Here is a 25,193-nt window from a genome sequence, read left to right as displayed (position 1 = left end):
GTCCGATTATTCCCCGGTGGCTACCCCAGCACGGCGATGGCCGCGGCGCGCGCGTCCGCGGCGGTGGCCGTCGCGACCGCCGCCTCGGCCGCCGCCTGACACTGGGCCAGCGTGACCTTGGCCAGCTTGGCGCCAACGCCGGACACCGCGGCGGCCGCCGCCGACAGCGACGACACCCCCAGTCCGACCAGCACGCACGCCAGCAGCGGATCGGCCGCCGCCTCGCCGCACACGCCCACCGGTTTGCCCACGGCGACACCGGCTTTCACCGCCATCGCGACCAACAACAGCACCGCGGGCTGCCACGGATCGGTCAACGTGGCGAGCTCGGCCGACATCCGGTCCGCGGCCATCGTGTATTGCGTCAGGTCGTTGGTGCCGATCGACAGGAAGTCGACGTGCTCGAGGATTCGGTCGGCCAGCAGCGCGGCCGCAGGCACCTCGATCATCACGCCAGGGGTGAGCCCATGGGCGCGGGCCTGCGCGGCGAAGTCGGCGGCCTCGGCCGGCGTCGCGATCATCGGCGCCATCACCCACGGCTGGTTGCCCGTGGCCTGCGCCGCGGCGGCGATGCCTTCGAGTTGACGCGTCAGGATGCCGGGATTGCCGTCGGCGATGCGGATGCCGCGCACCCCGAGCGCCGGGTTGGCCTCGTCGGGATGCCCCGCGAACTTGAGCGGCTTGTCCGACCCCGCATCGAGCGTGCGCACGACGACCTTGCGTCCCGCGAAGGCGGTGAGCACCTCGCCGTAGATGTCGGCCTGCTCGGCGACGGTGGGCTCGGTGTCGCGGTTGAGGAAGCAGAGTTCGGTACGGAACAGCCCGACGCCTTCCGCGGGCGTCTCGCTCGCCGAGCGCGCCGCGGCGCCGTCCTGGACGTTGGCCAGGATCGCCACCCGATGTCCGTCGGCGGTGGCGCCAGGGCCCGTCCACTGCTTGGCGAGTTCGGCGTCGCCGCGGGCGACGGCGACGGCCTCGGTGGCGGTGGCCGCGTCGGGCGCGACGGTGATGGTGCCGAGCGTGCCGTCGACCATGACCATGGTGCCCGCAGGCACCGCGTCCAGGCCGTCGACGGCCACGACGCACGGAATGCCCAACTGGCGGGCGATGATCGCGGTGTGGCTGGTGGGGCCGCCGAGCGTCGTCGCGAGGGCCACGACCAACGACGCGTCCAGTCCCGCGGTGTCGACGGGCGCAAGATCCTCGGCGCACAGGATCGACGGCACGTCCGGTAGCGGCACGCCGGGTTCGGGCAGGCCGCTGAGTTCCGCGATGACGCGGTCGCGGATGTCGCGAAGATCGGTCACCCGTTCGGCCATCAACCCGCCGAGCTGGGTGAACATCGTGACGAACTGCTCGACCGCTCCGATGACGGCGCCCACCGCGGGGCTGCCGTCGGCGATGCGCTTCTCGGCGGCGCCGATCCACGCCCGGTCCTGAGCCAGCGTCGCCGTGGCGGCCAACACCTCGGAAGCCGCACCCGACGCGTTCGCGGCGCGCTCACGCAGCCGGCCTGCCACCGCGGCCGCAGCGGTAGTGAAGCGCTCGGCCTCCGCCGGTCTGGCGGATTCGGCAAGACCCGAGCTAGCCGCGTCCGCATCGACGCGGGGGCGCGCGCCGGGCCTGATCACCGGCGCGTACTGCACGCCGGCGACGGCGGGGACGCCCTGCAAGACGGTGCCCACCGGAAGCTCGGCCATCCCGCCCAGCGTGAGTGATGTCGTCGAAGGCGAAGAACTCATGTGAGCCACATTACAAGAAATGATTGACAAGTCAACACAGTCGGGAGTAAAACAACATATATCAACATTCATCAACGTGGTTTCCCACACATACGGAGGCTCATGTACGCCGAGGAGCGCCAGCAGGCGATCGCCGCACTGGTGATCAGCAGGGGCCGCGCGTCGGTCACCGAGCTCGCGCAGGAGTATGACGTCACCACCGAGACCGTGCGACGTGACCTGGCCACCCTGGACAAGGCCGGCGTCGTGAGACGCGTCCACGGCGGCGCCGTCCCGGCGCGCGCGCTGCACCTCGTCGAACCCGGAGTGGGCGAGCGCGAAACCACCCGCGCCGATTACAAGGACGCGATCGCCGCTGCCGCCACCGAGTTCTTCCCGCTCAGCGGTGCGTCGGTGCTGCTGGACGCGGGCACGACGACGGCGCGCATCGCCGCGGTGCTCCCGACCGACCGCGACCTCGTCGTCGTCACCAACTCGGTGCCCATCGCCGCCCGGCTGGCCTCCATCAACTCGGTATCGCTGCAGCTGCTCGGCGGCCGGGTGCGCGGAGTCACCCAGGCCGCGGTGGGCGAGCAGGCGCTGCGGGTGCTCGACTCGCTGCGCGTCGACATCGCCTTCATCGGAACCAACGCCATCAGCGTGCGGCACGGGCTGTCCACCCCCGACAGCGACGAGGCCGCGGTCAAGCGCGCCATGGTCCAGTGCGCCAACTACGTCGTCGTCGCGGCGGACTCCAGCAAGGTCGGCCGGGAGGACTTCGTCAGCTTCGCGCCGATCTCGAGCGTCGACACACTCATCACCGATACCGAGATAAGCGCCGCCGATCACCGCGCGCTGACCGACAGCGGCGTCGAGGTCGTCTGCGCGGGAGAGTCCGCATGATCGTCACCGTCACCCCGAACCCGAGCATCGACCGCACGGTCACGCTCGGCACGCCGCTCACCCGCGGCGCCATGCACCGCGTCACATCCGCCAGCTCCGAACCCGGGGGCAAGGGCGTCAACGTCGCGCGAGCCCTGAGCCTGGCCGGGCTGGACGCGGTGGCGCTGTTGCCCGCCGCGGAGTCCGATCCCATCGTCGCGGCCTTGCACAGCAGCGGCGTCGCGTTCCGCTGCGTGCCGGTGACCGGCGCGGTGCGCACCAACCTCGCGATCACCGAATCCGATGGCACCACAACCAAACTCAACGAGCCCGGCGCCCACCTCGACGAGTCCGCATTGAGTGCCCTGACTCAGGCCGTGCACGACGCCGCGCAGCACGCGTCGTGGGTGGTGCTCTCGGGCTCGCTCCCGCCCGGCGTGCCCGAGGATTGGTACGCCCAGGTGGTCGAGCTGCTCTCGCCGCTTCCGTGCCGCGTCGCCGTCGACACGTCGGAACGTCCGCTCGCCGCGCTGGCCGCCGCATTCGGAAGCGCCGCGCCGGACCTCATCAAGCCCAACGCCGAAGAGCTGGCGAGCCTCGTCGGCGCATCGCCCGCGGATCTCGAGAATGCCACCGCTGCAGGCGATCCCGAGCCGGTGGTGACCGCGGCCAGAAAGCTGATCGGCGACGGCGTGCGTGCGGTGCTCGTCACGCTCGGCGCAGCGGGTGCGGTGCTCGTCGACGCCACCGGCAGCTGGATGGCCGCCCCTCCCCCGATCACCCCGCGCAGCACCGTCGGCGCCGGCGATAGCGCACTCGCGGGCTACCTGCGCGCCGAGGTCGGCGGGGCCGAGCCGCCGCAACGCCTCCAGATGGCCGTCGCCTACGGCAGTTCGGCGGCCGCGCTCCCGGGCTCCGCGCTACCCACGCCCGCTCAACTCGACCTCAACGCCGTTCGGGTGTATGCGCTCGCACCCGCGTCCACCAGTCCGTAGCCACTCAAGGAAAAGGTAGCGAAATGTCCATCACCACCACCGAACTCGTCGCCATCGACGTCGATGCTGGCGGCGACAAGGAGGCCGTCATCGGTCTGCTTGCCGACCTCCTCGCCGCCGCCGGGCGAACCACCGACCGTGACGGGCTCGTCGCCGCCGCATTGGCCCGCGAGGAGCAGTCCGCCACCGGACTGCCTGGCGGCATCGCCATCCCCCACTGTCGCTCGCCGCACGTGGACACCGCCACGATCGCGTTTGCGCGGCTGTCCCCCAAGGTCGACTTCGGCGCCCCCGACGGCCCCGCCGACCTCGCCTTCCTGATCGCGGCGCCCGAGTCGGGCGGCTCCGAACACATGAAGCTGCTGTCGAGTCTGGCCCGGGCGTTGGTGCGCAAGGACTTCGTCGAGTCACTACGCAACGCCGCGTCGGCCGACGACGTGGTGGCGCTCGTCGAGGGTGTGGTCAATCCCGCGCCCGCCACACCTGCTGAGGCTCCCGCCGCCGAGGCTCCGGCCGCACCGGCCGCGAAGACGCTCATCGCAATCACCGCATGCCCCACCGGCATTGCGCACACCTACATGGCCGCCGACTCGCTGGTGGCTGCCGCCAAGGAGGCCGGCGTCACCCTGCACGTCGAGACGCAGGGGTCCTCGGGCAGCACCCCGCTGTCGGCCGACGTGATCGCCTCGGCCGACGCCGTCATCTTCGCCACCGACGTCGGCGTCAAGGACAAGGGCCGCTTCGCGGGCAAGCCCGTCATCGCCTCGGGCGTGAAGCGTGCCATCAACGAGCCCGCCAAGATGATTAGCGAAGCGGTAAGCGCCGCAAGCGATCCCAACGCAGCGCGGGTCCAAGCCGCGGCGGGCGATGCCAGCCCGGCCACCGGGTCCGCCGGCGGCGGGGTCGGCTGGGGTACCCGCACCCGACAGATCCTGCTCACCGGCGTCAGCTACATGATCCCGTTCGTCGCGGCCGGGGGCCTGCTCATCGCGCTCGGGTTCCTGTTCGGCGGCTACGAGATCGCCAACAAGCCCGACGGAGGTACCGAGTCGTTTGCGCACATGTATGCGCTCAACAACTCGCTGACGAACCTTCCGCCGGGTGGCTTCGCCCAGTACCTCGGGGCGATCCTGTTCACACTCGGTGGGCTCGCGTTCGGCTTCCTGGTGCCTGCGCTGGCCGGTTACATCGCTTTCGCGATCGCCGACCGACCCGGCATCGCACCGGGATTCACCGCAGGCGCGGTCGCTGTCTTCGTCGGCGCAGGATTCATCGGCGGCATCGTCGGCGGCGTGATCGCAGGGTTCGCGGCGCTGTGGATCAGCAGACTCCAGGTGCCGAAATGGTTCCGAGGCTTGATGCCAGTCGTCGTCATCCCTCTGTTCGCCTCACTTGCCGTAGGCCTGCTGATGTTCCTGTTAGTCGGCCGTCCGCTGGCCTGGGTCAACACCAGCCTGACCAACTGGCTCAACGGCATGACCGGAACCTCGGCCGTCCTGCTCGGCGTCATCCTCGGCCTGATGATGTGCTTCGATCTCGGCGGCCCGGTCAACAAGGCCGCCTACGCCTTCGCCACCGCCGGGCTCACGGCGGCGACCACGGCGTCGTTCGAGATCATGGGGGCGGTCATGGCCGCAGGTATGGTGCCGCCTCTTGCCATGGCACTGGCTACTGTGCTGCGCCCGAAGCTGTTCAGTGAACCTGAACGTGAGAATGGCCGTCCCGCATGGCTTCTCGGCGCGTGTTTCATCTCTGAGGGAGCCATCCCATTCGCGGCGGCCGACCCGCTGCGCGTCATCCCGTCGATGATGTTCGGCGGGGCGATCACCGGCGCGCTCTGCATGGCGACCGGGGTGTCCTCCCGGGCCCCACACGGCGGCATCTTCGTGCTCTTCGCGATCGACAACAAGCTGTGGTTCGTCATCGCCATCGCGGCCGGGATGGTCGCCGGCGCGCTGGCCGTCATCGCCGCCAAGCAATTCGCCAAGCCCACCGCCGCCGCCGAGCCGACCCCGGCCCTGGCAACCGTCTGACCCACTCACCACCACAAGGAGACTCGCCATGCCCACCAAGACCGTCATCGTCGGTTCGTCGATCGGCCTGCACGCCCGCCCCGCCGCGATCATCGCCGAGGCCGTAGTCAACGCCGGAGTACCCGTCACTCTGTCGGTCGACGGCGGTGAGCCGGTGGACGCCGGCTCGGCGCTGATGATCATGACGCTCGGAGCCGGAAACGGCGCCCAGGTGACCGTCGCGTCGGACGACGAGACGGCGCTGAGCACCGTCGCGGCGCTGGTCCAACAGGACCTCGACGCCTGAATCGTCGCTTCGGTCGGGGGCGGCGAATGGCCTGAACTGGGTCGTTGGCGCCCCCGGTCGGTCACCCCGACAGAAAGCGGAGCCACCCCCTCCCGCGCCACCGTAGGATTGCGGGGTGCAAGAGGTCAGGGGGCTTGACGTTAGGCGATGTGCCGCCCATTGGGCGGCCTTTCGTTTGCTAACGCCGTTTCAGCGCAGCGTGGGCCGGGCGAACGCCGCAGGGGACGACGAATGATCCGACGCGTCTGCATTCTGCTGGCGGCGCTGTTCCTGGCGTTGCTCAGCGCACCGCCGGCCATCGCCATCGACCCTCCCGCCATAGACCCCAGCGCGCTTCCACCTGACGAAACGGGACCCGACCAGCCGACCGAGCAGCGGCGCGTCTGCGGCGCACCGACCGTCTTCCCCAACTCGAACTTCGCCGACAAGCCCTGGCCCAACGACTACCTTCAACTCGCCGAGGCGCAGAAGTTCGCAACCGGTATGGGAGTAACTGTCGCGGTCATCGACACCGGGGTGAACGCATCGCCCCGCGTTCCCGCCGAGCCGGGCGGCGACTTCGTCGACAATGCCGGCAACGGTTTGTCCGACTGTGATGCGCACGGAACGCTCACCGCATCGATCATCGCCGGACGCTCGGCACCGACCGACGGGTTCATCGGCGTCGCGCCTGCCGCGCGGCTCCTTTCGCTTCGCCAGACGTCGGACAACTTCCAGCCCGTGGGTTCGCGCACCGACCCCAACGACCCGAACACGACGCAGACCGCGGGTTCCCTGCGCAGCCTTGCGCGTTCGATCGTGCACGCCGCCAACATGGGCGCTGAGGTCATCAACATCAGCGAGGCGGCCTGCTACAAGATCACCCGGCCCATCGACGAATCCGGACTCGGCGCAGCCATCGAGTACGCCGTGAACGTCAAGGGCGCAGTCATCGTCGTCGCGGCGGGCAACACGGGGCAGGACTGCAACCAGAACCCGCCGCCGGACGCTTCGACCCCCGCGGACCCGCGCGGATGGAAGCAGGTGCAGACCATCGTCTCGCCTGCCTGGTACTCACCGCTGGTGCTCACGGTCGGCGGCATCGCACCCAACGGCCAGCCGAGCACGTTCTCGATGTCCGGGCCGTGGGTCGGTGCGGCCGCGCCCGCCGAGAACGTCATCGCGCTCGGGTATGACGGCAATCCGGTGAATGCCCTTCAGGGACAAGACGGTCCGATCCCGATCAACGGCACGTCCTTCGCCGCCGCGTACGTGTCCGGGTTGGCCGCGTTGGTCAAACAGCGCTTCCCCGACCTGACCCCGGCACAGATCATCAACCGGATCACGGCCACGGCAAGGCATCCCGGTGGCGGCGTCGACAACTACGTCGGCGCGGGTGTCATCGATCCCGTCGCCGCGCTGACGTGGGATGTCGCACCCGGCCCGAAGACGGTGCCGTACAAGGTGAAACAGCTGCCGCCGCCGGTCTACATTCCCCCGCCCGACCGGGGCCCCATCAACATCGTGGTCCTGACGGGAGTCGGCCTCGCGCTGGCGCTAGGAATCGGTGCACTGGCCCGCCGCGCGTTGAGGCGCCGTCGATGAAGAACTTCTTGGCGCAGTTCGGCATTCGCGTCACCACCGGCCACTTGCTGTGGGCGGCGGTCCTGATCCCCGCGGTCGTCATCCTGTTCATCCACCTCGACCTGATGTGGCTCGGCATCACTCTGGGTGTGCTCATCGCGGTCGCGGCCGTGCTGACGGTGCGCGGCCGCCGGTTCGCCGGGTGGATCGTGGCGATCTTCTCGTGGCGTCGACGGCACCGCGTCGTGCCGGACGCCCCGTCGGAACCAGCGGTCGGATCGACGGTGATGCCAGGTGATCACGTCGCGGTGCGCTGGCACGGCGAGTACCTGATATCGGTCATCGAACTGGTTCCCCGGCCGTTCACCCCGACCGTGATCGTCACCGGTGAAGCGTTCACCGACGACGTCGTCGACACCAGGCTCGTCGAACAACTGCTCGTCGCGCACTGCCCCGACATGGAGGCCGACGTCGTCTCGGCCGGCTATCGGGTCGGCAAGACGGCGCCGTCCAGCCTGGTCGCGCTGTACGAACAGGTCGTCGGGCCGTACCCGGCGCCAGCCAATCGCCGCACCTGGATCGTGTTGCGCGCCAAGCCCGAGCAGACGCGCAAGGCCGCGTTGCGACGTGAGGCGGGCGTGGCAGGCCTCGCGCGGTATCTGGTCGCCTCCACGACTCGTATCGCAGATCAGTTGGCCAGCAATGGAATCGACGCACGGTGCGGCCGCAGCTTCGACGACTTCGACCGGGCTACCGAGATCAGCTTCGAGCGCGAGTCGTGGTCGTCGATCAAGGGCCGCAGCACGTTCACCGCCGCCTACACCGCGGCGGGCGGTCCCGACGTGTGGTGGTCCGCCCGCGCCGACCACACGATCACCCGGGTGCGGATCCGTCCCGGCATCGCGCCGACGACGACGGTGTTGCTTACCACGCTCGCCAATCCGTCGACGCCGCGCGGCTTTTCGTGCCTGTTCGGCGGGCAGCGCGCCGCACTGCACGGGCAGAGCCCGCTGACCGACCGGCACTACGAGCTGCCGATCGGCTCCGCGGGCGTGCTCGTCGGCGAGACCGCGGACCGGTATCCGGTGTACATGCCGTTCGACGACGTCGACGTCAGCATCAACCTCGGCGACGCGCGCTTGTTCACCCAGTTCGTGGTGCGGTCGGCGGCGTGCGGGGCGGTCGTCACGCTAGGCCCGCAGTTCCGCGAGTTCGCAGGCTTCATCAACGCCCGCGTCGGTCAGGTCGCCAAGGTGGCGTGGCCCAACTCGACCACCTACCTGGGGCCACACCCTGGTATCGGACGAGTCGTGTTGCGGCACAACTTCATCGACACCCCGCGCCACCGTCAGCTGCCCATCCGGCTGATCAACCCGCGTGAGGAAAGCCGTTATCAGATGGCGCTGGAGCAATGATGTACGCCGTGACGCGCCGGGTTTGAGGAGGGGACATGGGAGACGGGGTATACGTCGAGACACAGGATCTGCGGACCAAGGCCGTCCAGATCAAGAACCTGAACTTCAGCAACTCGCTGCTGGACAAGCCCATCGTGGTGCCACCGGATCTGTTGCCGCTGTCGAAATCCGCGGTCGACAATCTGAATTCGAACGCAAGTCACGTCTATCAATGCCAGAGCTACGGGGATCGCGAAGGCGAGCGGTTGGCCGAGACATTGGACTCGGTCGCCGCAGCCTACGACGAGGTCGATGCGGCCGCCCAGGCATCCCTCGACGGTAGCGGTCCCCCGGCTGGGCCCGTCACGCCCAAGGCCAACTCGATTCCGGACCCGACTCCTCCAATCCCGATGGGCAACCCCACAGACGTGAGTGCCGGTGGCTACGCCGACATCGAGAAGACGCAAACGGACTTGGCAACTGGCGACAACGGCGCGTCGCTGCGGGACGCCGCGCAGGTGTGGATCCAGAACGGCAACACGCTCCAGACCTCGGCACAGACCTTCAAGGAGCCGATCCAGAACTGGGAAGGCGACGCCGCCCAGCAGGCCTATCAGAAGTTCAGCTCCTACGGCGACTGGCTTTTCAAGCTCGGTACGTCGTGGCATCAACTCGCGGGTGAAGCGATGCGCGTCTCGGATGCGCACGTCAAGGCCATGTTCCAGCACACGCCGGTCTACCAGCAGTACGTCGAGTTGAAGGCCGAACTAATGCAGGCACAGAGCTTGGGCGGTGGGCTGGCCCATCAGATCTCGGAGAAGATGGCCGACCTGCAGCTGCAGTCCGACGATATCCGAGAAGCCTACGCACGTGAGGCCAACCCGGATCGCATCCACGCGCCGGATCCGCCGCCAAGCGGTGCTCCGACCGCGCCCGTGACGGGCAACGGAACGAAGCCCGCCGACACCGGGAACGGCGCCAACCCGGCTGGCGGCGGGGGATCGGGTGGGGCTCCTGAAGGCGGCACGCCCAAGGTGCCCGAGACGGCCGCAGTCTCGCCTATGTCCGCGCAGGAGGCCGGCAAGTCCGGAGGTTCGCCGTCGGGCGGTTCGCCGTCGGGTGGCGGTTCGCCTTCTGGCGGAAGCGGTTCCGGCGGCGGGCCGCCGGGAGGCGGCCTGCCAGGCGGGGACATGCCGAAGGATCTTCCGAAGCTGCCAGGAGATCCGAGCCTGCAACCAGCCGCCTCCGGTGCGGGTGGTGGTGGATCGGGTGGCGGCTCGGGCGGCGGCGGTGGCGCCCCCAACATGCCGTTGCAGCCGTCGGTTGGCGGCGTAGCCGTCGGACCCGGGCCGAGTGCCGGGGGCGCACAGGGTGCCGGCACCCCGGCGGCCGCGAGCGCAGGCGGAGCGGGCATGGGCGGAATGGGCGGCGGCATGCCCATGCACGGCGCGCAAGGGCAGGGTGGCGGCAAGGAGCGGAAGCGTACGCCCGGACTGACCCCCGACGAGGAGATCTACAACGAGGACCGGCCGTGGACTGAGGGCTACATCGGTCAGCCGCAACGCAAGGCCGGCCAGCCCAACAAGGACTCGTCATGAGCGATGACATGCACCCCGAGGTTGCCGCGGTGTTGCAGCAGGCCCAGCGGCTCCAGACGTTGATGGATGACCAGCTGGCCAAGATGAGCACCCAAACGTTCACGGCGACAGACGAATCCGAGACGGTCGAGGTGACGCTCAACGGTCATCACTTGTTGACGGACGTCTTCATCGAGGACGGGGTGCTGCGCCTCGGCGCGGACGTGGTGCAGGGCCGAGTCAACGAGGCGCTGCAGAAGGCAACGGCCGAGGCTGCCGAGTCGATCACCGCGGACCGGGAACGCCTCGACGTCGCCGTCGCAGAGATCACCGCCGACATGAACGACGTGTCATGAGCCGATCGTGAGGTGTCGCGTATGAGCCACTCCGTGGGAGATTCAGACGAATCTGGGGACCACTACCCGCCAGGGTGGGCCCCCGAGCCGCTGCCCAAGCCGCCGCGCCGCCGCGGCGGCTACACGAAGTGGATCGGCCTCATCGCGTTGGCCGTGGTGGTCGCGGTCGTGGTCGGTGCCATCCTGCTGTTCACCGGTGACGACCCGAGCGCGCCGGGCTCCGACAAGCAGGCGGCACCGACGACTCCCGCTGCGGCCTCGAGTGCGACGACTTCGCCTACCGTGATCGCCAGTGCGAGCGACGCGGGGCCGGTGGCGATCATCACGACCGACGTGACATGCCAGAGCTGGCGCAGCATTCAGAGCACGCTCGCGTCGGCGCAGTCGAACGGCTGGGAGCAGCGCGACGCGTCCATCCCCGCGTCGGCCTGGAATCCGGCGCAGCGTACGCAGTTCGAGGCGGTCGGCACCGCGATGAAGAACACCGCGGACGACGCCGTCGGGCTGGCGAGGCAGACGCCGCACCGCGTGCTGCGTGAGCTCTACGAGGCGTTCATCGCCTACGGGCGGTCCTACGCCGATTCGCTGGCGGACTACCAACCGGCCGACGACATGCTTGCGCGCACGAACATTGCTGCGTTCCAGTCGATCTCGGAGATCTGCGCGGCAGCCGACTCCGGTTCGGCCATTTCCCGGGCGCCTGCTGTGCCGTCGGCGGCGCCGCCCACTGCGCCGGCGCCGCCGGGCAACCCGGCAAGCCCGGAGCGGTTCATTCCGCAGGCCGGGCCGACGTGCGGCCGCTGGGTGCCCGCCGAGTCGACGATGCAGACCGACACGCAGGCGTGGAGGGATCTGAACCCAGACATCCTCGCAGACAAGTGGACTCCCGAGCAGCGGGCCGTGCAGGAGCGTACGGCGGCACTGCTCGGTGGTTCGGCGACGACTCTGGAAGCGGCGGGACGCGGGAGCGGCAACGCGGTGTTCGAGGACTTCGCGACGCTCGCCGCGCAGTACTTCCGCGCGTACGTGGCGGCCATGCCGACCTACGCGGCTGGCGACCACTACCTGGCGTCGGCGGGTTTGCGGCTCGACAACCTGGTGTCTGCGGCGTGTCAGGCAGCGCCCGCGGGCTGACCGGCTCCCCAAATTGGTGCACTGGCGCTATCCGCCGTCGACTTAGGCTGGTTTCACATGCCATTCGTCTTGCGGGAGTTGGGGAATTGAGCACACACCGGGTGGGAGTACGCGCGTGACCACACCGTCGCACGAGGACCCCTTTGGCCAAGCCTTGCCGCCCGTCGACCCGCGACAGTTGCCGCCCGGGTTCTACTTCCCGCCAGGCACGGGGCCGTCGGCGCCGACTCCCCGGCGAGGCGGGGTGAAGTGGATCATCGCGGTGGTCGCGGTGCTGGTGGCCACCGCGATTGCGATCGGTGTTGCGTTGTTGGTCATGCGCGATGACGGCGATGACGCGTCGAGTGCGTCTCCCTCGAGACCTGGGCATGAACCGGTAGCGACCGCAGCACTCTCTTGAATTCTCCGGACTACAAATGCCGCGCACTAGCCGCTAATTTGTGCTTTACGCTGGGTGTGTAGTGATGTCCGGTACGTTCGAACGCGAGTAATTCGTGTCTTGGGGAGTATTGAATTGGGTCGCCAACAGCTGAAGATGCGCGGATGAGTTACCCGCCGCAGCCAGGTCAGTGGGGCCCAGGGGCGCCGCCGCCCGGCCCTCCTCAGCAGCCGCCGCCCGGTTACTACCCACCGCCCGGATGGGGCGCTCAGCAGCCTCCGCCGCCTCCGAATCAGAACAATGGGTTGAAGTGGTTGCTTGTCGCCGTCGCCGTGCTTCTAGTGATCGCCATCTCGGTCGGCGTCACCCTGTTCTTCACCCGTGACGGGTCGGGCGGTGGTGGACCGACTGAGACGTCTACGCCACCAACGGCAAGCGGCATTGCCAGCGCGAACGATACCGGCCCAGTTGCGATCATCACCTCAGACCCGACTTGCGACGGCTGGCGGCCACTACAGAACGCCCTAGCCGCGTCGCAATCCGAAGGTTGGCGCCAACGCAGTCCAACGACTCCCGCGTCAGAATGGACACCCGATCAGCGGGCGCAGTTCGAGGCCGCCGGGAATGGAATGCGCGCCACGTCGGATCAAGCTTTAGATCTCGCGAAGCGGACGCCCCATCGAGTGATGCGCGAACTCTACGAACAGTTCGTCGCATACGGCCGCGCATACGCGGAATCACTGGCGACATACGTTCCAGACGACGATCTCCTATCCCGAGTCAATGTGAGTTTGTCGCGGACGATATCGACGATTTGCGATGCAATCGGACAAGGCAACGTTATTGGCCGAGCTTCCACGGTGCCAGCCGCCCAGACGCCGTCCGATCCGCCCGATGGTGGGTTTTCTGGAGATCCCGAGCGATTTCTGACAGGGGTGACTCGTACTTGCGCCGACTGGGTGGTCGGCTCGGCATCCTTTGAGGCCGAACTGCAGGAGTGGTCGCGCCAGGACACACAGATACCCGCAACCAGCTGGACTCCTGAGCAACGTAGCGTTCAAGAGACCGCCGCCGATGCGTTCACCCGCTACGCCTCAAAGATTGAACAGCTTGGCCGAGGCAGTGGCAATCCGGTATTCGAGGATTTCGCTACGCTTAGCGCGCTTTACTTTCGTGCCTACGCCAACTCGACCTCGACCTATACCGCCGCGGACGACTATGTGGTGACACCAGGCCTACGGCTCAACAACGCGATTGCAAGCGCATGCCAGGCAACGGCGAAGTAGCAACATGACATCGATTCCTAAACCGTCGGGCGGTCGCAAGGACGAGATGACAGCGCCCCCGGCGGCCTGGCCTCAGGCCGACGAGGACACATTGCAGCAACGGTCTGATGCACTGAAGACCGTCCGCACAGAACTCACCGGCGTGATCGATACCTGGAACGGCAAGAAGTCGGCGATCTTCAACCACAACGGGTGGTTCGGTGGGGCCTCGACCGCAGCCGAGGGACAGGTCGACGATCGCATCCAGAAGATGGAGGCGCTCAAGGGTCGACTCGACAGCGCCATCCAGTTCTACGACTCCGCACGCCAGGCGATCATCGATGCCAAGAACACGATCGTCGCAGACACCGATGCGGCCCAGCAAGAGATCGACAAGCAAGAGGAGAGCATCGGAATTGGCGACTCCATCGCGCAGGAGAACGAGATCGAGAGGATCGTAAGTACCACTCTGTTGCGCAATACGAAGACGGTAAGCGACGCGGCGGCCGACCTCGACGCGACGTTTCCAGGTCTCGACGGACGTGGCGAGAGTGGCCCGCAAACGGTGCGCGGAGAGCCTGCGGCGTCCCCGGCACCGACACCAGGAAGTCGTTCCCCAGGCTCGGGGACGAACAGATTGTTGGGAGACGTCGGCGGGGAGGATGCCTCGGTGCCGGCCACACCGGTGTCATATTTTACTGCGCCAGGTCGGGGCCCCCAACGCAATCCGGTCGAGAACGGGGGAGAAGCGCCCGCTTCTCCGGTGAGCTCAAACCCCTACTCGTCGGATCCTCGACCCGCGCCTTCCGGCACCGTCGGCGCCGACGGTGCGCCAACCCGTTCCGATCCTGGCGGTTCGGGTATGTCGCCCACCATGCCCGGACGTGGCGGCCCGTCGGGTCCATCTGGCTCCTCAAGCCCCAGCCTCGGCGGCCACCCCAGCAACCCTTCCCCCGGAAACAGCGCTAACCCGCCGAGCCAGATGGCCGAGTACAAGCAGGACGCCAGTACTCCCGCATCCGCGGGTGGGCAACCTCCACTCACGCCTGCCGAACAACAGCAGCGCTTCATGAATGACGTCGCCAAGGGCGCCGCATCCGGTCCGCCCACGCCCACGCAACCCGTCATGCCGGCCGCTGCACAAGCGCCGGTGCTACCGCCGCAAGGACTCGAACCATCTGCTGCAGCAGCGACCGGCCCCAGCGGTGGCGGAGCTTCCGGCCCCGGCGGTGGAGGCAGCAGTGGTGGCGGCGGCTTGTCGGGCGGAGGCAGTGGCGGTTCAGGTCCGGCGCCGATCGGTGCACCGTCCACTCCCGCAGCGCCTCCACCGATGCCTCTCGGCGCGCCTGCTACGCCCCCACCCGCCGGCCCCGGCGGCGGTGGAACCGGCGGCGGCAGCGGCACTCCCGGCTCCTCTGTGCCCACCGGACCCGGCGTCAACCCCGCCGCGGCCACGAACTCGGCTGCGGCCGCCACGGCGGCGCCGGCGCCCGTTCCTGTTTCGAACGCGCGCCTCGAACGCGACACCATCGCCGCCTCCGCAGCCGGGGCTGCCGCTCGTCGTCAGAGGGGCGGCGGAAACGACGCGTTGACGTTGGCCCGGAGAATCGGCGCCGCGCTCAACGTCGGCGTGATGGACTTCGGCTTCTTCTGGGTGACGGGCCTCTGCGTCGACGGCACCATCGTCGTCGCGAACAGCTACGGCCTCGGCTACATCCCCGAAGGCGTCAACCTGCCCGAACAGGTCCAGATGGCCACCGCCGACGAATCGATCCCACCAGCCGAGCGCGCCAAGTGGACCACGTATCCGATTCTCGCCGTTCAGGGTTGGGCCCAGGCCCGAAGCCAGAAGCTACGTGCCGTCATCGCGACGGAAGCACAGTTCGCCACCTTCGACCCCGGCACGGCCAAGGTCATACTGCAGCCCGACGACATCCCCGACACCGGAAAGATGCAGGGCCGCAGCCGACTCGAGGTCATCGCGCCCGGGGCAGCCGCCCGGCTGGCGTCGGTCAGCGACGTCGCGCTCAGTGAGCTCCTACCGCCAGCCCAAGCCGACACCCTGGAGCCGACCGACAACTCGGTGATGCTGTGGTTCGACGTCACCAAGCCACTCATGAGCACGATGCCCGACCGCGGCGCCGCCCAGCTCGAAGCGCTCATCACGTACGCCGACCACGCTCAAGAGCTCGCCCTGCACCGGGCACACACTGCGACGGATGGACCGAGCCAGCGCGCCGCAATCGCCGATTGGGTGTATTGGCAGCACCTCGCCGTACTCATATCAGACGCCATCAATACCGACGCCACTGTCTAACCTGTTCTGCGTTCGCGGGTATAGGCGCGAACATTGCCGCGTCGGACGGTAGCTGTCGCGTTTTAGGATTGATCGAAAACCAGTCGGGGAGGGCGTCGCGTGGGGGTGCTTGAGGGATTCCTGTCGACGTGGTCGAAGGCGCGCGAGACGTTCGGCGAGGGGGTGCCTCAGACGGGGGAGCGGTTCGACCAGAGCGGACCCCTGCGCCAGATGCAGACCACCGTCGAGTCGGCGGCGCCCGGGTCGCGGTGGAACGGGACGGCGGCCAGCGCCTACGGGACGGCGAACACCGAGCACGGCAAGGTGTTCGGTCAGTTGGCGGGACTCGATCGGCGGCTCAGCGCGCAGGTCACCCAGTCGGCGGACATTGTGTCGACCGGCCGGCAGAACCTCGACGCGGTGCGTCAGTGGGTGGTCGACGCTGCCGCCTCGGTGCCGCCGGGTAAGAATCGCGAGACGCAACTGATGCCGATCGTCCAGAAGGGCCTCGGGCAGCTGCAGGACGTGATCACTACTTCGAATGGTCAACTCAACACCGTCGCCGGAGAAGTGAAGAAGATCGGCGGCGAGTACCAGGCACTCGGGAACCAGAAGTTCGGCGACCTCAAAGAAGCACCGGATCTTCAGGGCGTTCAGGGGGACGAAGAAGACAAGAAGAAGCAGGAAGAGGAGAAGCGCAAACACGACATCGACGAGGCCGGCGAGCATGGCCACGACGACGGGGAGTCACTAGCCGACGGACAACTGAGTCCCGAGGAATCCACGCGACTGCACGACGCCACCACCCTGACTCCCGAGCAGAAGGCCGACCTCGACAAGGGCAATCTGACGATTCCGCCGGAGCGCATGGCCTATCTCAACGAGTTGTCGCACTCGATGGATGGCAAGTCGCCCGAGGAGATCAAGGCCGCGCTGGACAAGCTCCCACCGCAAGACGCCAAGGCGGTGTCCAATGCGCTTCACCTCATCGGCTCGGACAGCGTCAAGACCTCCCCCATCGACCCGTCGATCAAGCCTGGGCAGGACGGATACGTCCCGTCGACGGGCGGCAAGGAGAACCTGCCGAACAGCATTCAGGACGTCTTCGACGCCCCGTTACTGAACGACCCGAGCGGCTATTGGATCGATAACCCGGACGGCTCTAGAACCCACATGCCGCCCGATTACAACAAGCCGTACAAGTTCCTCGACGAGTATCGCGACGTCGCAGCGATCTCGAACTACGGCGATCCCGCGCTGCAGCGAAGCAGTGCGCTGAACGAGGGGATGTTCGCCGAATCACGGGAACTGCTCGAACATTTCGAGAGCAACAGATGGCCTGACTACCCCGACAGCTGGGGCCATGAGAACCTCGATCCCACCCTGCAGGAGCTGATTTCGTCGGCCTCGCATGATCCAGTTGCCGTGCACGACATGGTCGCCGGACAGGACACCGCCGCGAACGACAACTTCATGCACGACTTGTACAGGCACGACTGGGCCGACGACGGGAAGGCGGTCGGCGCCATGTTCCCCGACACGTTGGACCACTCCGAGCGGGCCGGTCAGACCATGCACGCCTTCGATGCCTACGCAGGCCAGCACTATCAGGACCTGCTCAACATGTCCGGTAGCGAGTCGCTCGGACAGATCAATCCCGAACTGGTCCGTGCACTCGGCGATGCGAATGTGCCCTACATCGACGATATGGCGGGCCATAACCTCGACGGCACCAAGGGATTCGATCGCCTCGATACCGGAGCCAATGCGAACAACCTTCGTGGTCTATTCGCCGTCATCGACTCCGACGATGTCGCAGGCGACAGGTTCAATGCCCACGCCGCCAGCGCGTGGAAGGAGTACGTAGCCGAGTACTCAAATGGGCTCGCGCACGGCGGAATTCCAGACGGAGATCTGCTCAAGGCCGTCGGCAAGCTCCAAGGTTCCATGGATATGGGCGAGTACATCCACCAACTTGACTCCGGCAAGAACTCCTACGACGCCGCTCAAGCCGCGTGGGAGAAGAAGGGGCAATGGTTCGATCTCGTCCACGATGTCGTCGGCGAGGTGCCAAAGGCCAGCGACGCGGTGGCCATCTACGACAAGATCCCCGGCGATCCCCTCCGCGACCTATTCGTCGGCGAGGCGCCAACGCCGGGAACGGTGACCCCGATGCCACTGCGCGACATGGACGAAATCACCAAAACCGTTGCAAGCTACCTGGTTCACGAGAAGGCTGGGGACCTCAGCGTCTTCGGCAGCAATCTCGAGAACGGGACGCTGCGGCCAGATACTCCGCAGAGGCTGATCGACAGTTACCTCTCATCGGTCGCAGGCAACAACGAGTTCCCCTATATCAAGTGGTCGAACGCTTACGAGGCGGCGATCTACGTCTCTGAGGGCGAATTCGACAAGATCAAGCCACCGGAGAAGTGAGTCGGATGTACCCGTTGCCCCCACGTGTTGATGGACGCTCGCTGATGGCACTAGGCGCTGCAACGGTGTTGATCGCCACGGTGGTGGGGTGCAGCCACACGCCCGCTTCCCCACCAACGGATTCCACGCCCTCCACCGGCGATCATTCAGGTAGTTGGCCGGAGAAGTTGAAGGACTTCCGCTTCCGGTGGACTGCCGAGCCAGGCGTCGATCTGGTTGGCGGTTGGGCCGTCCCCGTACGGGCGTATTTGGAGTCGTGGCTCGTAATCCGCTACACCGACGACATCGACAACGGGTATCCAGGGTTTCTGCAAGCGACACCAACGCCGCCTAGGACCGGCTCGCCGGAATCGCTGGAGCTCCCCTACGAGCAACGCCAGATTCGCAAGTCGCGGGGCGCGTCCGACTTTCACGATTCGAATCAGCGCATCGTCGGCAACGAAGAATTCCACGTGGTGCGCACCGAGCCCATCCCGACCGGCTTTCGTGCGTTCGTCTGCGACTCCACATTGAACGCATACACGCAAGCCGCTGGTGCAACACAATTCACCCCGATGAAACTCCTCAACGGGCTCACGCCAAACGACTACGACAACATGAAGGTGTGGAGGATCGAGTTCAGCGATCACGATCCGCGCGCCGATTCCAGTCGGCCAACTGCGCCGACCGCACCGCAGCGCGGGCCTCAGCCCGCACCCCGCACCGACGTGTTCGGCCCCTGGTTCGTCACCGGCAGCGAAGTCGTCGCCGGTTGGTCGAACGGCGATCACCCCGGCGTGGTTCTTGGTAGCCCAGAAGATCTAGAGCTCACCCGCGACGCACAGGACGCCGAAAACACCATGCGCCAGCAGTGCCTTGACCGCTATCCGCTGAACGCCGATCAGCGGGCCAAGATGGCGACCACCGTCGTCGACAATCCGCCCACTGTCGAGCCTGCCGTTCCTGGCTGGCCGGAGTCGTAGCGAATGGCGGTATCACCGGAAGCGATGGAGCAACGCCCGAACTCAGAGGTTCATCCGCTGAGCGACCTCAGCGGGCCGGGTCTGCGCGGGCGTCTTCTTCTCCTCGGCCGGCGTGGGCGGCTCCTCGCGGGCCTCGGGTCGGGCTTGCTCGACGGGCGCCCGCTCGGCGTCATCTCGAGCTAACGCGGCGCCGTCCTGTCCTGACTCGGACTTCGACGGATCGTCTGGGCGCGTTGATGATTCGCCCGGCGACGAGTCCTCCCCGCCCAGCCCGCCGGCCATCTGGCTGACCTGCTGCACCCCCTGCATGACGCCTTGCGGTATCGACCCCAGCGCGCCCATCGCCTGCATCGGTATCTGCGCGGCCTGTCCGGCCATCTGCATCGGCATGCTCATCAGCTGACCCATCTGGTCCATGCCTCCAGCACCGCCCGCCGCCTGCGCGCCCGCGGCGGCCCCCGCGCCCGGCGCACCGGCTCCCGGGACGCCACCACCTGACGCTCCACCGCCACCCGGCGAGCCGCCCTGGCCGTCGAACTGCTGATTCTCGTACGCCTTCGCCAACTGCTCGTCGGTCTGCAGGTACTTCGCGGCTGCGTCCACGATGTCGGACGCCGTCTTGGTGGCCTCGGCCTTGATCTCCGGCAACCCCGTCTGAATGGGCGTCTCGATGCCAGGCAGGGCGCTCATGATCTTCAACGAGATGGGGTCGGCGCCAGCCGTCGTGAAGGGCGGCGGCGCAAGCGGGATGTCGCCTGCGGCAGAGAGCATCTCGTTGCCGAAACCCGACAACGACACCGGGTCAACGCCGAGTGTTTCAGGTGTCGTCACGAGCGCCTCCTCCTTAGAACCGGATGTTCCGCAGCACGTCGTACACACCGGCGATCCACAGCAGCAGCGGGATCACCGCGGCGATGGTCGCACCGTCGACGAGCTCCAGGATTCGCTTGGTGACGGGCGACATCCGTCGCACGCCGTCAGTGGCACCCACCATGATCAACGCCACGATGACGATCGCTACGTAACACAGGACGATCAGCCACGCCTGCTGCGGATACCACTGGCACAGCCGGGTCGTCACACCCGACGGGATGACGATGGCCGCCGCCAATAGCGCCCAGGCACACCACCGTTCGGCGTACAGCCGCGACCGGAAGCCGCAAACCGCCGTGACGAGGCCGGCGACGATGAGGCTGTGAACGAAGAAGTGTCCCTGCACGACGACCGCGACGGCACCCAACGCGAGCACCAGCGCACCGGCCGTCAGAAAGCCCACCAGCAGCTGCTTGGCCAGATGGCTGCGCTCGGTCAGTCGGGCGGCCGACTCCGGCACGGAGGCGATGATCGCCTGCCAGGTCGGTGACTCCTCTTCGGTGGCGTCGCGACTCGAAACCGGGTCCAGCAGTTCGTCATTGGTGACGACCTCGCCGGGCGCGGGAATCGGGGGCAGCGCGATCCTGGCCACCGCGACCGTCAGCTTCGCCGCGTTGGTCACCACGATGAGCCCAAACGCGATGGCGCCGGAAGGAACCCATTCCTGCCAGTCGTAGCCGTAGGCGATGCCCGCCGCCGTCGCCGCGACGGCCGTCACCGCCAGGAACGACGCCACCTCCGCACGCTTGCGCGGGCCGCCTCGCGTGGCCAGCACCAGCAGCAGCACCACGGCTGCGGCGCCGGCCAACTGCGGCGCACCCAGTCCTGCGGCACCGCGCGGCAACGGAACCGCCAGCGCCGCCGCGCCCGCGAGCAGCGGCATCGCCGCCACCAGCAGGCTCTCGGACATGTCGAGGTTGCCGTACCGCGTCTTCGACAGCATGCTGCCGCCGAGCACCGCGAGGCCGAGCACGCCGAGCGCCACCGCCCACCACCAGCTGTGCCCCGCGTCCGTCCACGCCTTCAGCGCGAGCCCCGTGATCACGAAGGCGACGATCGGAATCGCCAGCCCCACGAACCGATTCAGCGCGGTCCGGTCGAACTCCGGTGACTCGTCGAGCACCGCGATGGCGTCGATGACGTCCTCGACGAGCGGCCGATACCGCTCGGTCCGGGTCACCGACACCAACGTCAGCAGCGCACCGTCGACCACCCCCGACTCGTCGAGCGAATCGCTCGCCTTGATCGGCGGAGCGCCGGGGCGAGCGAACGCCCACTCCCCCTGCGCCTTGAAGTCGAAGCCCGCCAACACATCTGCCGGAGTGTCCTCCAGCAGGTCGGCCAGCACGGCGACCGTCTCGTCGATGTAGGTCTCGATCGCCGCCGCCGCAGGCAGCACCAGGTCCGTCATGCGACGACCCGTCAGGATCGTGACCCGCGTCGTCGACGGCCGTCCGGGCGTGACGCCCGGCGTGCTGGTGGCTGCGGCCGTGGTGGTCAACGCCGTTCGAGCCGGTCGAAGTCGTCGGACAGCGCCGCGGCCAGTTCGGTGATCCGCCTCCTGAACGTGTCGGATAGCAGCTCGAGCTGGATCTCGGTACCTGCGGCGATGTGCTTGTCGTGTGGCAGCACGATGACGCGGCCCGGCGGAACGTGCCGTTCGAACTGCTGCACGAGGTCTTCGACGTCGATGTTCGGCTTGCCGGGCACGACGTGGTTGATCACCACGCAGGAACGGCCGAGCAGATCCTGATATCCGTTCTGCCGCAACCAGTCCATGGTCACCGCCGCCTGGCGGGCACCGTCGATGGACGCGCTGGCCACGATCACCAGACCCGCCACGGTCGACAGCACGCCGCGCGACGCCGGCTGGAACAGCCCGGCTCCGCAGTCGGCCAGCACGAGGTTGTAGTACCGCGAGACGACGTCGACGGCGCCCTTCCAGTCGTCGTCGTTGAACTCACGACGCGCGCCGCTGTACTCCTCGGAGGACAGCACCTCGAGGTTGGAGCCATTCATGCTGGTGTACGCGCGAATGTCGTTGTAGCGGTTCAATTCCTTGTCCGACAACAGGTCCGCGATGGTCGCGGCGGACTGCCGTCCCGCGCGATCGGCGAGGTTGCCGCCGTCGGGATCGGCGTCGACGGCCAGAATCCGGTCGCCCCGGATCTTGCTGAGCGTGGACCCGAGCCCGACCGTCACGGCGGTCTTGCCGACGCCGCCCTTCAGCCCGAAGACGCCGATCTGGTACGAATCGCGGGCGTTGCGCCGGATCCGTGCATGCAGGTCCAACTCGTAGAGCTCGTCGGGAGACAGCCCGAGGTTGATCCGGGTCAACATGTAGATGATGTGACGCCACCCGCGCTGGGACGGCATCTTGACCGCGGATCGCACGCCGACGTGTGAAAGTGCGTCGATGGCACGGTGATTGCCGATGCTGGCCGCCGACGTCGGCACGGGTCCGGACGCCTGCTGTTGCGCGGAGGTGCCCCACACGACGCCGCGACTCTCCGGCGGCGCTTCGATGAAGTGCTGTGAGGGCGCCGGGGTGGGAGCCGGACGAGCTTGCGGTGCGGTCGCCGGTCGCGGCTGTTCGTACCGCGCGCCGGCGGAGGTGGGGGCTTGAGGCGCGCGCATCATGCCGTTCTGCACGCGCTGCTGGCCGGTGCCTTGGGTGGGCCGCAGCTGGCTGGTGATCTCTGCCGCGCGTGGAGGCGGCGCCGTCGCGGGTGCTGCGGCGGCCTGTGTCGGCGGCGGGGTCATGGGCATCGGCCCGGACGGCGCGTCGCCGCGCCCCGTCTTGACGGGCATCGGTGCGGAAGCGCCGCCGGCCACGATGTCGCGGTCGACGTTCGCTGTCTCCTCTTCGGACTGTGCTGGATCCGAGGAGTGGAAGAGCCGGTCATAGTCGGCCGACATGGAAAACCTCTTAACGTGAGTTCATGCGGAGCGCACGTGAGGTGGGCGAGCCTGACCACTGGCCGGGCGCGCCCACCCTCCGTGCTCAGCCGTGTTAGGCGAACATACCGGTCACGCCGGCTTCGGTCTGCGCCATGGTGGAGCCGGCCTCGCTGATGGTCGCCGCCAGGTTCTGCAGCGCGTTGTTCAACTCGAGCGACGTGGAATCCCAGCGGGTCTGGACGGCCTGGTAGGCCTCCGAGCCCGAGCCACCCCAGATGGCGCCCAGGGCCGCCAACGACGCCTTGCCCTCGTCGAGCAGACCCGCGGTGGTGGCCACGGACCCCTGGATCTCGCCGGAGCCGCCCTCGATGCCTGCGAAGTTCCAAAGCTGTTCACTCATGTTCTATGTCTCCGTTCTAGGTATGGGTAGGTGTGGTCAGAGGTTCATCGCGCTGGACAGGGTGGACGTCTGGTCCTCGTCCGTGGAGGTGTACTGCGTGCCCGAGGTGTGGATGTTGGCCGAAATGTCGTTCAACTCCTGGACCTGACGGGCCGCCGCCTCGTGGAAGCGGACGAGCGCGGCCTGAGCAGCCATGCCCGCTTGCCCGTGCCACTGACCCGCGAGCGAACCGGCGGTGGACTCGACCTGTGCGATGACGCCCTTGAGCTCTCCGGAGATGCGCTCGAAGTTGGCTGCCTCCTTGGCGAGGACAGCGGCATCGGTATTCATCTGTGCCATCGTTGTTTACCTTTTCTCTTTTCCTGTGTCCTCACCACGGGAAAATGGCGAGTCCTTCCGCCCCCTCGGGCCGGGAAGTCTTTGTCGTGACGACCTACCAGTCGTCTTCTTCGTCCTCGCCGGTGTCGTAGGCGAGCAGCGTCGGCGTTTGAAGTCCCGGACGGGACCCGCCGTCCTTCTTGTTGTGGCCCATCATTCCCGGGCTTCCAGACCCGGAGCCGACGGGCGCGAGCCCGGCGGTGTTGGACCCGGCCCCCGCACCGGGCATCGACTTGGGGGACATCTCGGTGTTGCCGATGAGGTTGGCCATCATCGGCGTGCGCGACATGGTTCCGCCCGCGCCGGGCACCGACGCCGCGCGCACCAAGCCGGCGCCGGAACTCAGCCCGGACCCGCCGGCCAGCGGATGGTTGGACAGTGGGCTGGCTCCCATGAGGCCCATCTGGGCCTTGTCGGAGCCCGCGCCGCTGAACATCGACGTCAACTGCTGCATCGGCGCCATCAATTGCTGCATCGGCTGCGAGACCATCTGAGTCGCTTGCTGCGGAAGCTGGATCAGCGTCGATCCCAGCTGCGACGCCATCTGAGTGGCCATCTGGACACCCTGCTGTGCGCCTTGCTGCATGGGATTCTGCTGAGCGTTCTGCGCGCGCTGCGCCGCGCCCTCGCCCCGCGTCGCGGCCATGTTGGCCTGGCTGACCATGTTGCCGGTGATCAGCCCGATGGACTCGACGGTGGCCTGGGCGCCGACGTGGGCGAAGGACGCCTCGCGCATCGCCGCGCCAGGCGCCATGGCCGCGACCTGTCCGATGGCCCCGGATGCCGTGCCCTCCCCGACCCCGGGGATGACGATCGGCGTCATCGGCAGGATCGGTTCGAACAAGGTGTTTGCCGTGGTCTCCATTTGGTAGGCGTCCATGACGAATGCCGCCTGGTTCCACATGCGGATGAGATAGTCGGCTTCGTTGAGTCCGATCGGGATGGTGTTGATGCCGAAGAAGTTGGTGCCTTCGAGGATGCCGTGCGTGATGTGGTTCTGCTCGATCTCCACCAGCGGTGGCGTGGTCGCCAGCGCCAACGCATAGGAGTTAGCTTGAGCGATCGCCTGCATCGCCCGCTTCTGCGCCTGCATGGACGTCGTCCGAAGCCACACCACCATCGGCATGGTGGCCGACACCGCGCGCTCGCTTGCTGAGCCGGACCAGGCCGACGTGAGAGCGGCCAGGCTGGCCATCAATTCATCGGCCTGAGTCTCGAGCAGGATTGCGAACGCTTCCCACCCGGCGGCGGCCTGAAGCATGGGCGCCGGACCGGCGCCGGCCATCAGCCGTCCCGTGTTGAGCTCTGGCGGCATTGCGTGCCAGAGCATGGTGGGAATTGCGGGCAATGCAGTCATGATTT

The 25,193-nt window shown here is 67.6% G+C and carries 21 protein-coding genes; 14 read left to right on the top strand and 7 right to left on the bottom strand.

Annotated elements, in window-relative coordinates; translation table 11 throughout:
* Positions 1-20 precede the first annotated feature (20 nt).
* The gene (locus SLQ33_RS06580) at positions 21-1,742 is read right to left on the bottom strand and encodes a phosphoenolpyruvate--protein phosphotransferase (protein WP_319452993.1); all 1,722 of its coding nucleotides are present in this window, start codon (positions 1,740-1,742) and stop codon (positions 21-23) included.
* Between the two features lie 102 nt (positions 1,743-1,844).
* On the opposite strand from SLQ33_RS06580, the gene SLQ33_RS06575 reads away from it, so the two are divergent.
* The 14 genes from SLQ33_RS06575 (at position 1,845) to SLQ33_RS06510 (ending at position 19,279) form a co-directional block, all read left to right on the top strand.
* Entirely contained in the window at positions 1,845-2,624 is a 780-nt protein-coding gene (locus SLQ33_RS06575; protein ID WP_319452992.1) for a DeoR/GlpR family DNA-binding transcription regulator, read from the top strand.
* A complete protein-coding gene (gene pfkB / locus SLQ33_RS06570; protein WP_319452991.1) occupies positions 2,621-3,598 on the top strand; it encodes a 1-phosphofructokinase in 978 nt (325 codons plus the stop codon). The genes SLQ33_RS06575 and pfkB overlap by 4 nt, the downstream gene beginning before the upstream one ends.
* Before the next feature lie 23 nt (positions 3,599-3,621).
* Positions 3,622-5,631 (top strand): fructose-specific PTS transporter subunit EIIC, encoded by a 2,010-nt coding sequence (locus SLQ33_RS06565; RefSeq protein WP_319452990.1) that lies wholly within the window; start codon positions 3,622-3,624, stop codon positions 5,629-5,631.
* Between the two features lie 28 nt (positions 5,632-5,659).
* Positions 5,660-5,917, top strand: a complete 258-nt coding sequence (locus SLQ33_RS06560; RefSeq protein WP_319452989.1) for an HPr family phosphocarrier protein — start codon at positions 5,660-5,662, stop codon at positions 5,915-5,917.
* A gap of 231 nt (positions 5,918-6,148) precedes the next feature.
* A complete protein-coding gene (mycP, locus tag SLQ33_RS06555; RefSeq protein ID WP_413467589.1) occupies positions 6,149-7,501 on the top strand; it encodes a type VII secretion-associated serine protease mycosin in 1,353 nt (450 codons plus the stop codon).
* Complete coding sequence (gene eccE / locus SLQ33_RS06550) at positions 7,498-8,895, top strand: type VII secretion protein EccE (RefSeq protein ID WP_319452988.1); 1,398 nt, start codon at positions 7,498-7,500, stop codon at positions 8,893-8,895. The genes mycP and eccE overlap by 4 nt, the downstream gene beginning before the upstream one ends.
* 35 nt (positions 8,896-8,930) lie before the next feature.
* Complete coding sequence (locus tag SLQ33_RS06545) at positions 8,931-10,472, top strand: PPE domain-containing protein (RefSeq protein ID WP_319452987.1); 1,542 nt, start codon at positions 8,931-8,933, stop codon at positions 10,470-10,472.
* Positions 10,469-10,807 (top strand): YbaB/EbfC family nucleoid-associated protein, encoded by a 339-nt coding sequence (locus tag SLQ33_RS06540; protein WP_319452986.1) that lies wholly within the window; start codon positions 10,469-10,471, stop codon positions 10,805-10,807. Before SLQ33_RS06545 ends, SLQ33_RS06540 begins: the two co-directional genes overlap by 4 nt.
* A 33-nt stretch (positions 10,808-10,840) precedes the next feature.
* Positions 10,841-11,941, top strand: coding sequence for a hypothetical protein (locus tag SLQ33_RS06535; protein WP_319452985.1), 1,101 nt, complete (start codon positions 10,841-10,843; stop codon positions 11,939-11,941).
* A gap of 115 nt (positions 11,942-12,056) precedes the next feature.
* Entirely contained in the window at positions 12,057-12,341 is a 285-nt protein-coding gene (locus tag SLQ33_RS06530; protein WP_319452984.1) for a hypothetical protein, read from the top strand.
* 293 nt (positions 12,342-12,634) lie between these two features.
* Positions 12,635-13,606 carry a hypothetical protein gene (locus tag SLQ33_RS06525; RefSeq protein WP_319452983.1) on the top strand — a complete coding sequence of 324 codons (972 nt, stop codon included), beginning with the start codon at positions 12,635-12,637 and terminating at the stop codon, positions 13,604-13,606.
* A 4-nt stretch (positions 13,607-13,610) separates the two neighbouring features.
* On the top strand, positions 13,611-15,902 hold the full coding sequence (locus tag SLQ33_RS06520) for a hypothetical protein (RefSeq protein WP_319452982.1): 2,292 nt from the start codon (positions 13,611-13,613) through the stop codon (positions 15,900-15,902).
* 99 nt (positions 15,903-16,001) lie between these two features.
* Positions 16,002-18,317, top strand: coding sequence for an EspA/EspE family type VII secretion system effector (locus tag SLQ33_RS06515; RefSeq protein WP_319452981.1), 2,316 nt, complete (start codon positions 16,002-16,004; stop codon positions 18,315-18,317).
* Positions 18,318-18,361: 44 nt separating this feature from the next.
* Complete coding sequence (locus SLQ33_RS06510; protein ID WP_319452980.1) at positions 18,362-19,279, top strand: hypothetical protein; 918 nt, start codon at positions 18,362-18,364, stop codon at positions 19,277-19,279.
* Positions 19,280-19,321: 42 nt separating this feature from the next.
* On the opposite strand, the gene SLQ33_RS06505 is transcribed toward SLQ33_RS06510, so the two are convergent.
* The 6 genes from SLQ33_RS06505 to SLQ33_RS06480 all read right to left on the bottom strand — a co-directional run bounded on the left by SLQ33_RS06505 (position 19,322) and on the right by SLQ33_RS06480 (position 25,161).
* A complete protein-coding gene (locus tag SLQ33_RS06505) occupies positions 19,322-20,110 on the bottom strand; it encodes a hypothetical protein (protein ID WP_319452979.1) in 789 nt (262 codons plus the stop codon).
* A 13-nt stretch (positions 20,111-20,123) separates the two neighbouring features.
* Entirely contained in the window at positions 20,124-21,653 is a 1,530-nt protein-coding gene (gene eccD / locus SLQ33_RS06500; RefSeq protein ID WP_319452978.1) for a type VII secretion integral membrane protein EccD, read from the bottom strand.
* A complete protein-coding gene (locus tag SLQ33_RS06495) occupies positions 21,650-23,071 on the bottom strand; it encodes a MinD/ParA family protein (protein WP_319452977.1) in 1,422 nt (473 codons plus the stop codon). The genes eccD and SLQ33_RS06495 overlap by 4 nt, the downstream gene beginning before the upstream one ends.
* Positions 23,072-23,165: 94 nt before the next feature.
* The gene (locus SLQ33_RS06490; protein ID WP_319452976.1) at positions 23,166-23,453 is read right to left on the bottom strand and encodes a WXG100 family type VII secretion target; all 288 of its coding nucleotides are present in this window, start codon (positions 23,451-23,453) and stop codon (positions 23,166-23,168) included.
* 36 nt (positions 23,454-23,489) lie between these two features.
* Entirely contained in the window at positions 23,490-23,792 is a 303-nt protein-coding gene (locus SLQ33_RS06485) for a WXG100 family type VII secretion target (protein ID WP_319452975.1), read from the bottom strand.
* Between the two features lie 94 nt (positions 23,793-23,886).
* Positions 23,887-25,161, bottom strand: coding sequence for a PPE family protein (locus SLQ33_RS06480; RefSeq protein ID WP_413467603.1), 1,275 nt, complete (start codon positions 25,159-25,161; stop codon positions 23,887-23,889).
* Positions 25,162-25,193: the final 32 nt, after the last annotated feature.

This window comes from Mycobacterium sp. RTGN6 (assembly GCF_033804605.1).
GTDB lineage: Bacteria > Actinomycetota > Actinomycetes > Mycobacteriales > Mycobacteriaceae > Mycobacterium.
Note: the sequence above shows the minus strand (reverse complement) of the source record. Positions and strands in the feature narration are given on the sequence as shown.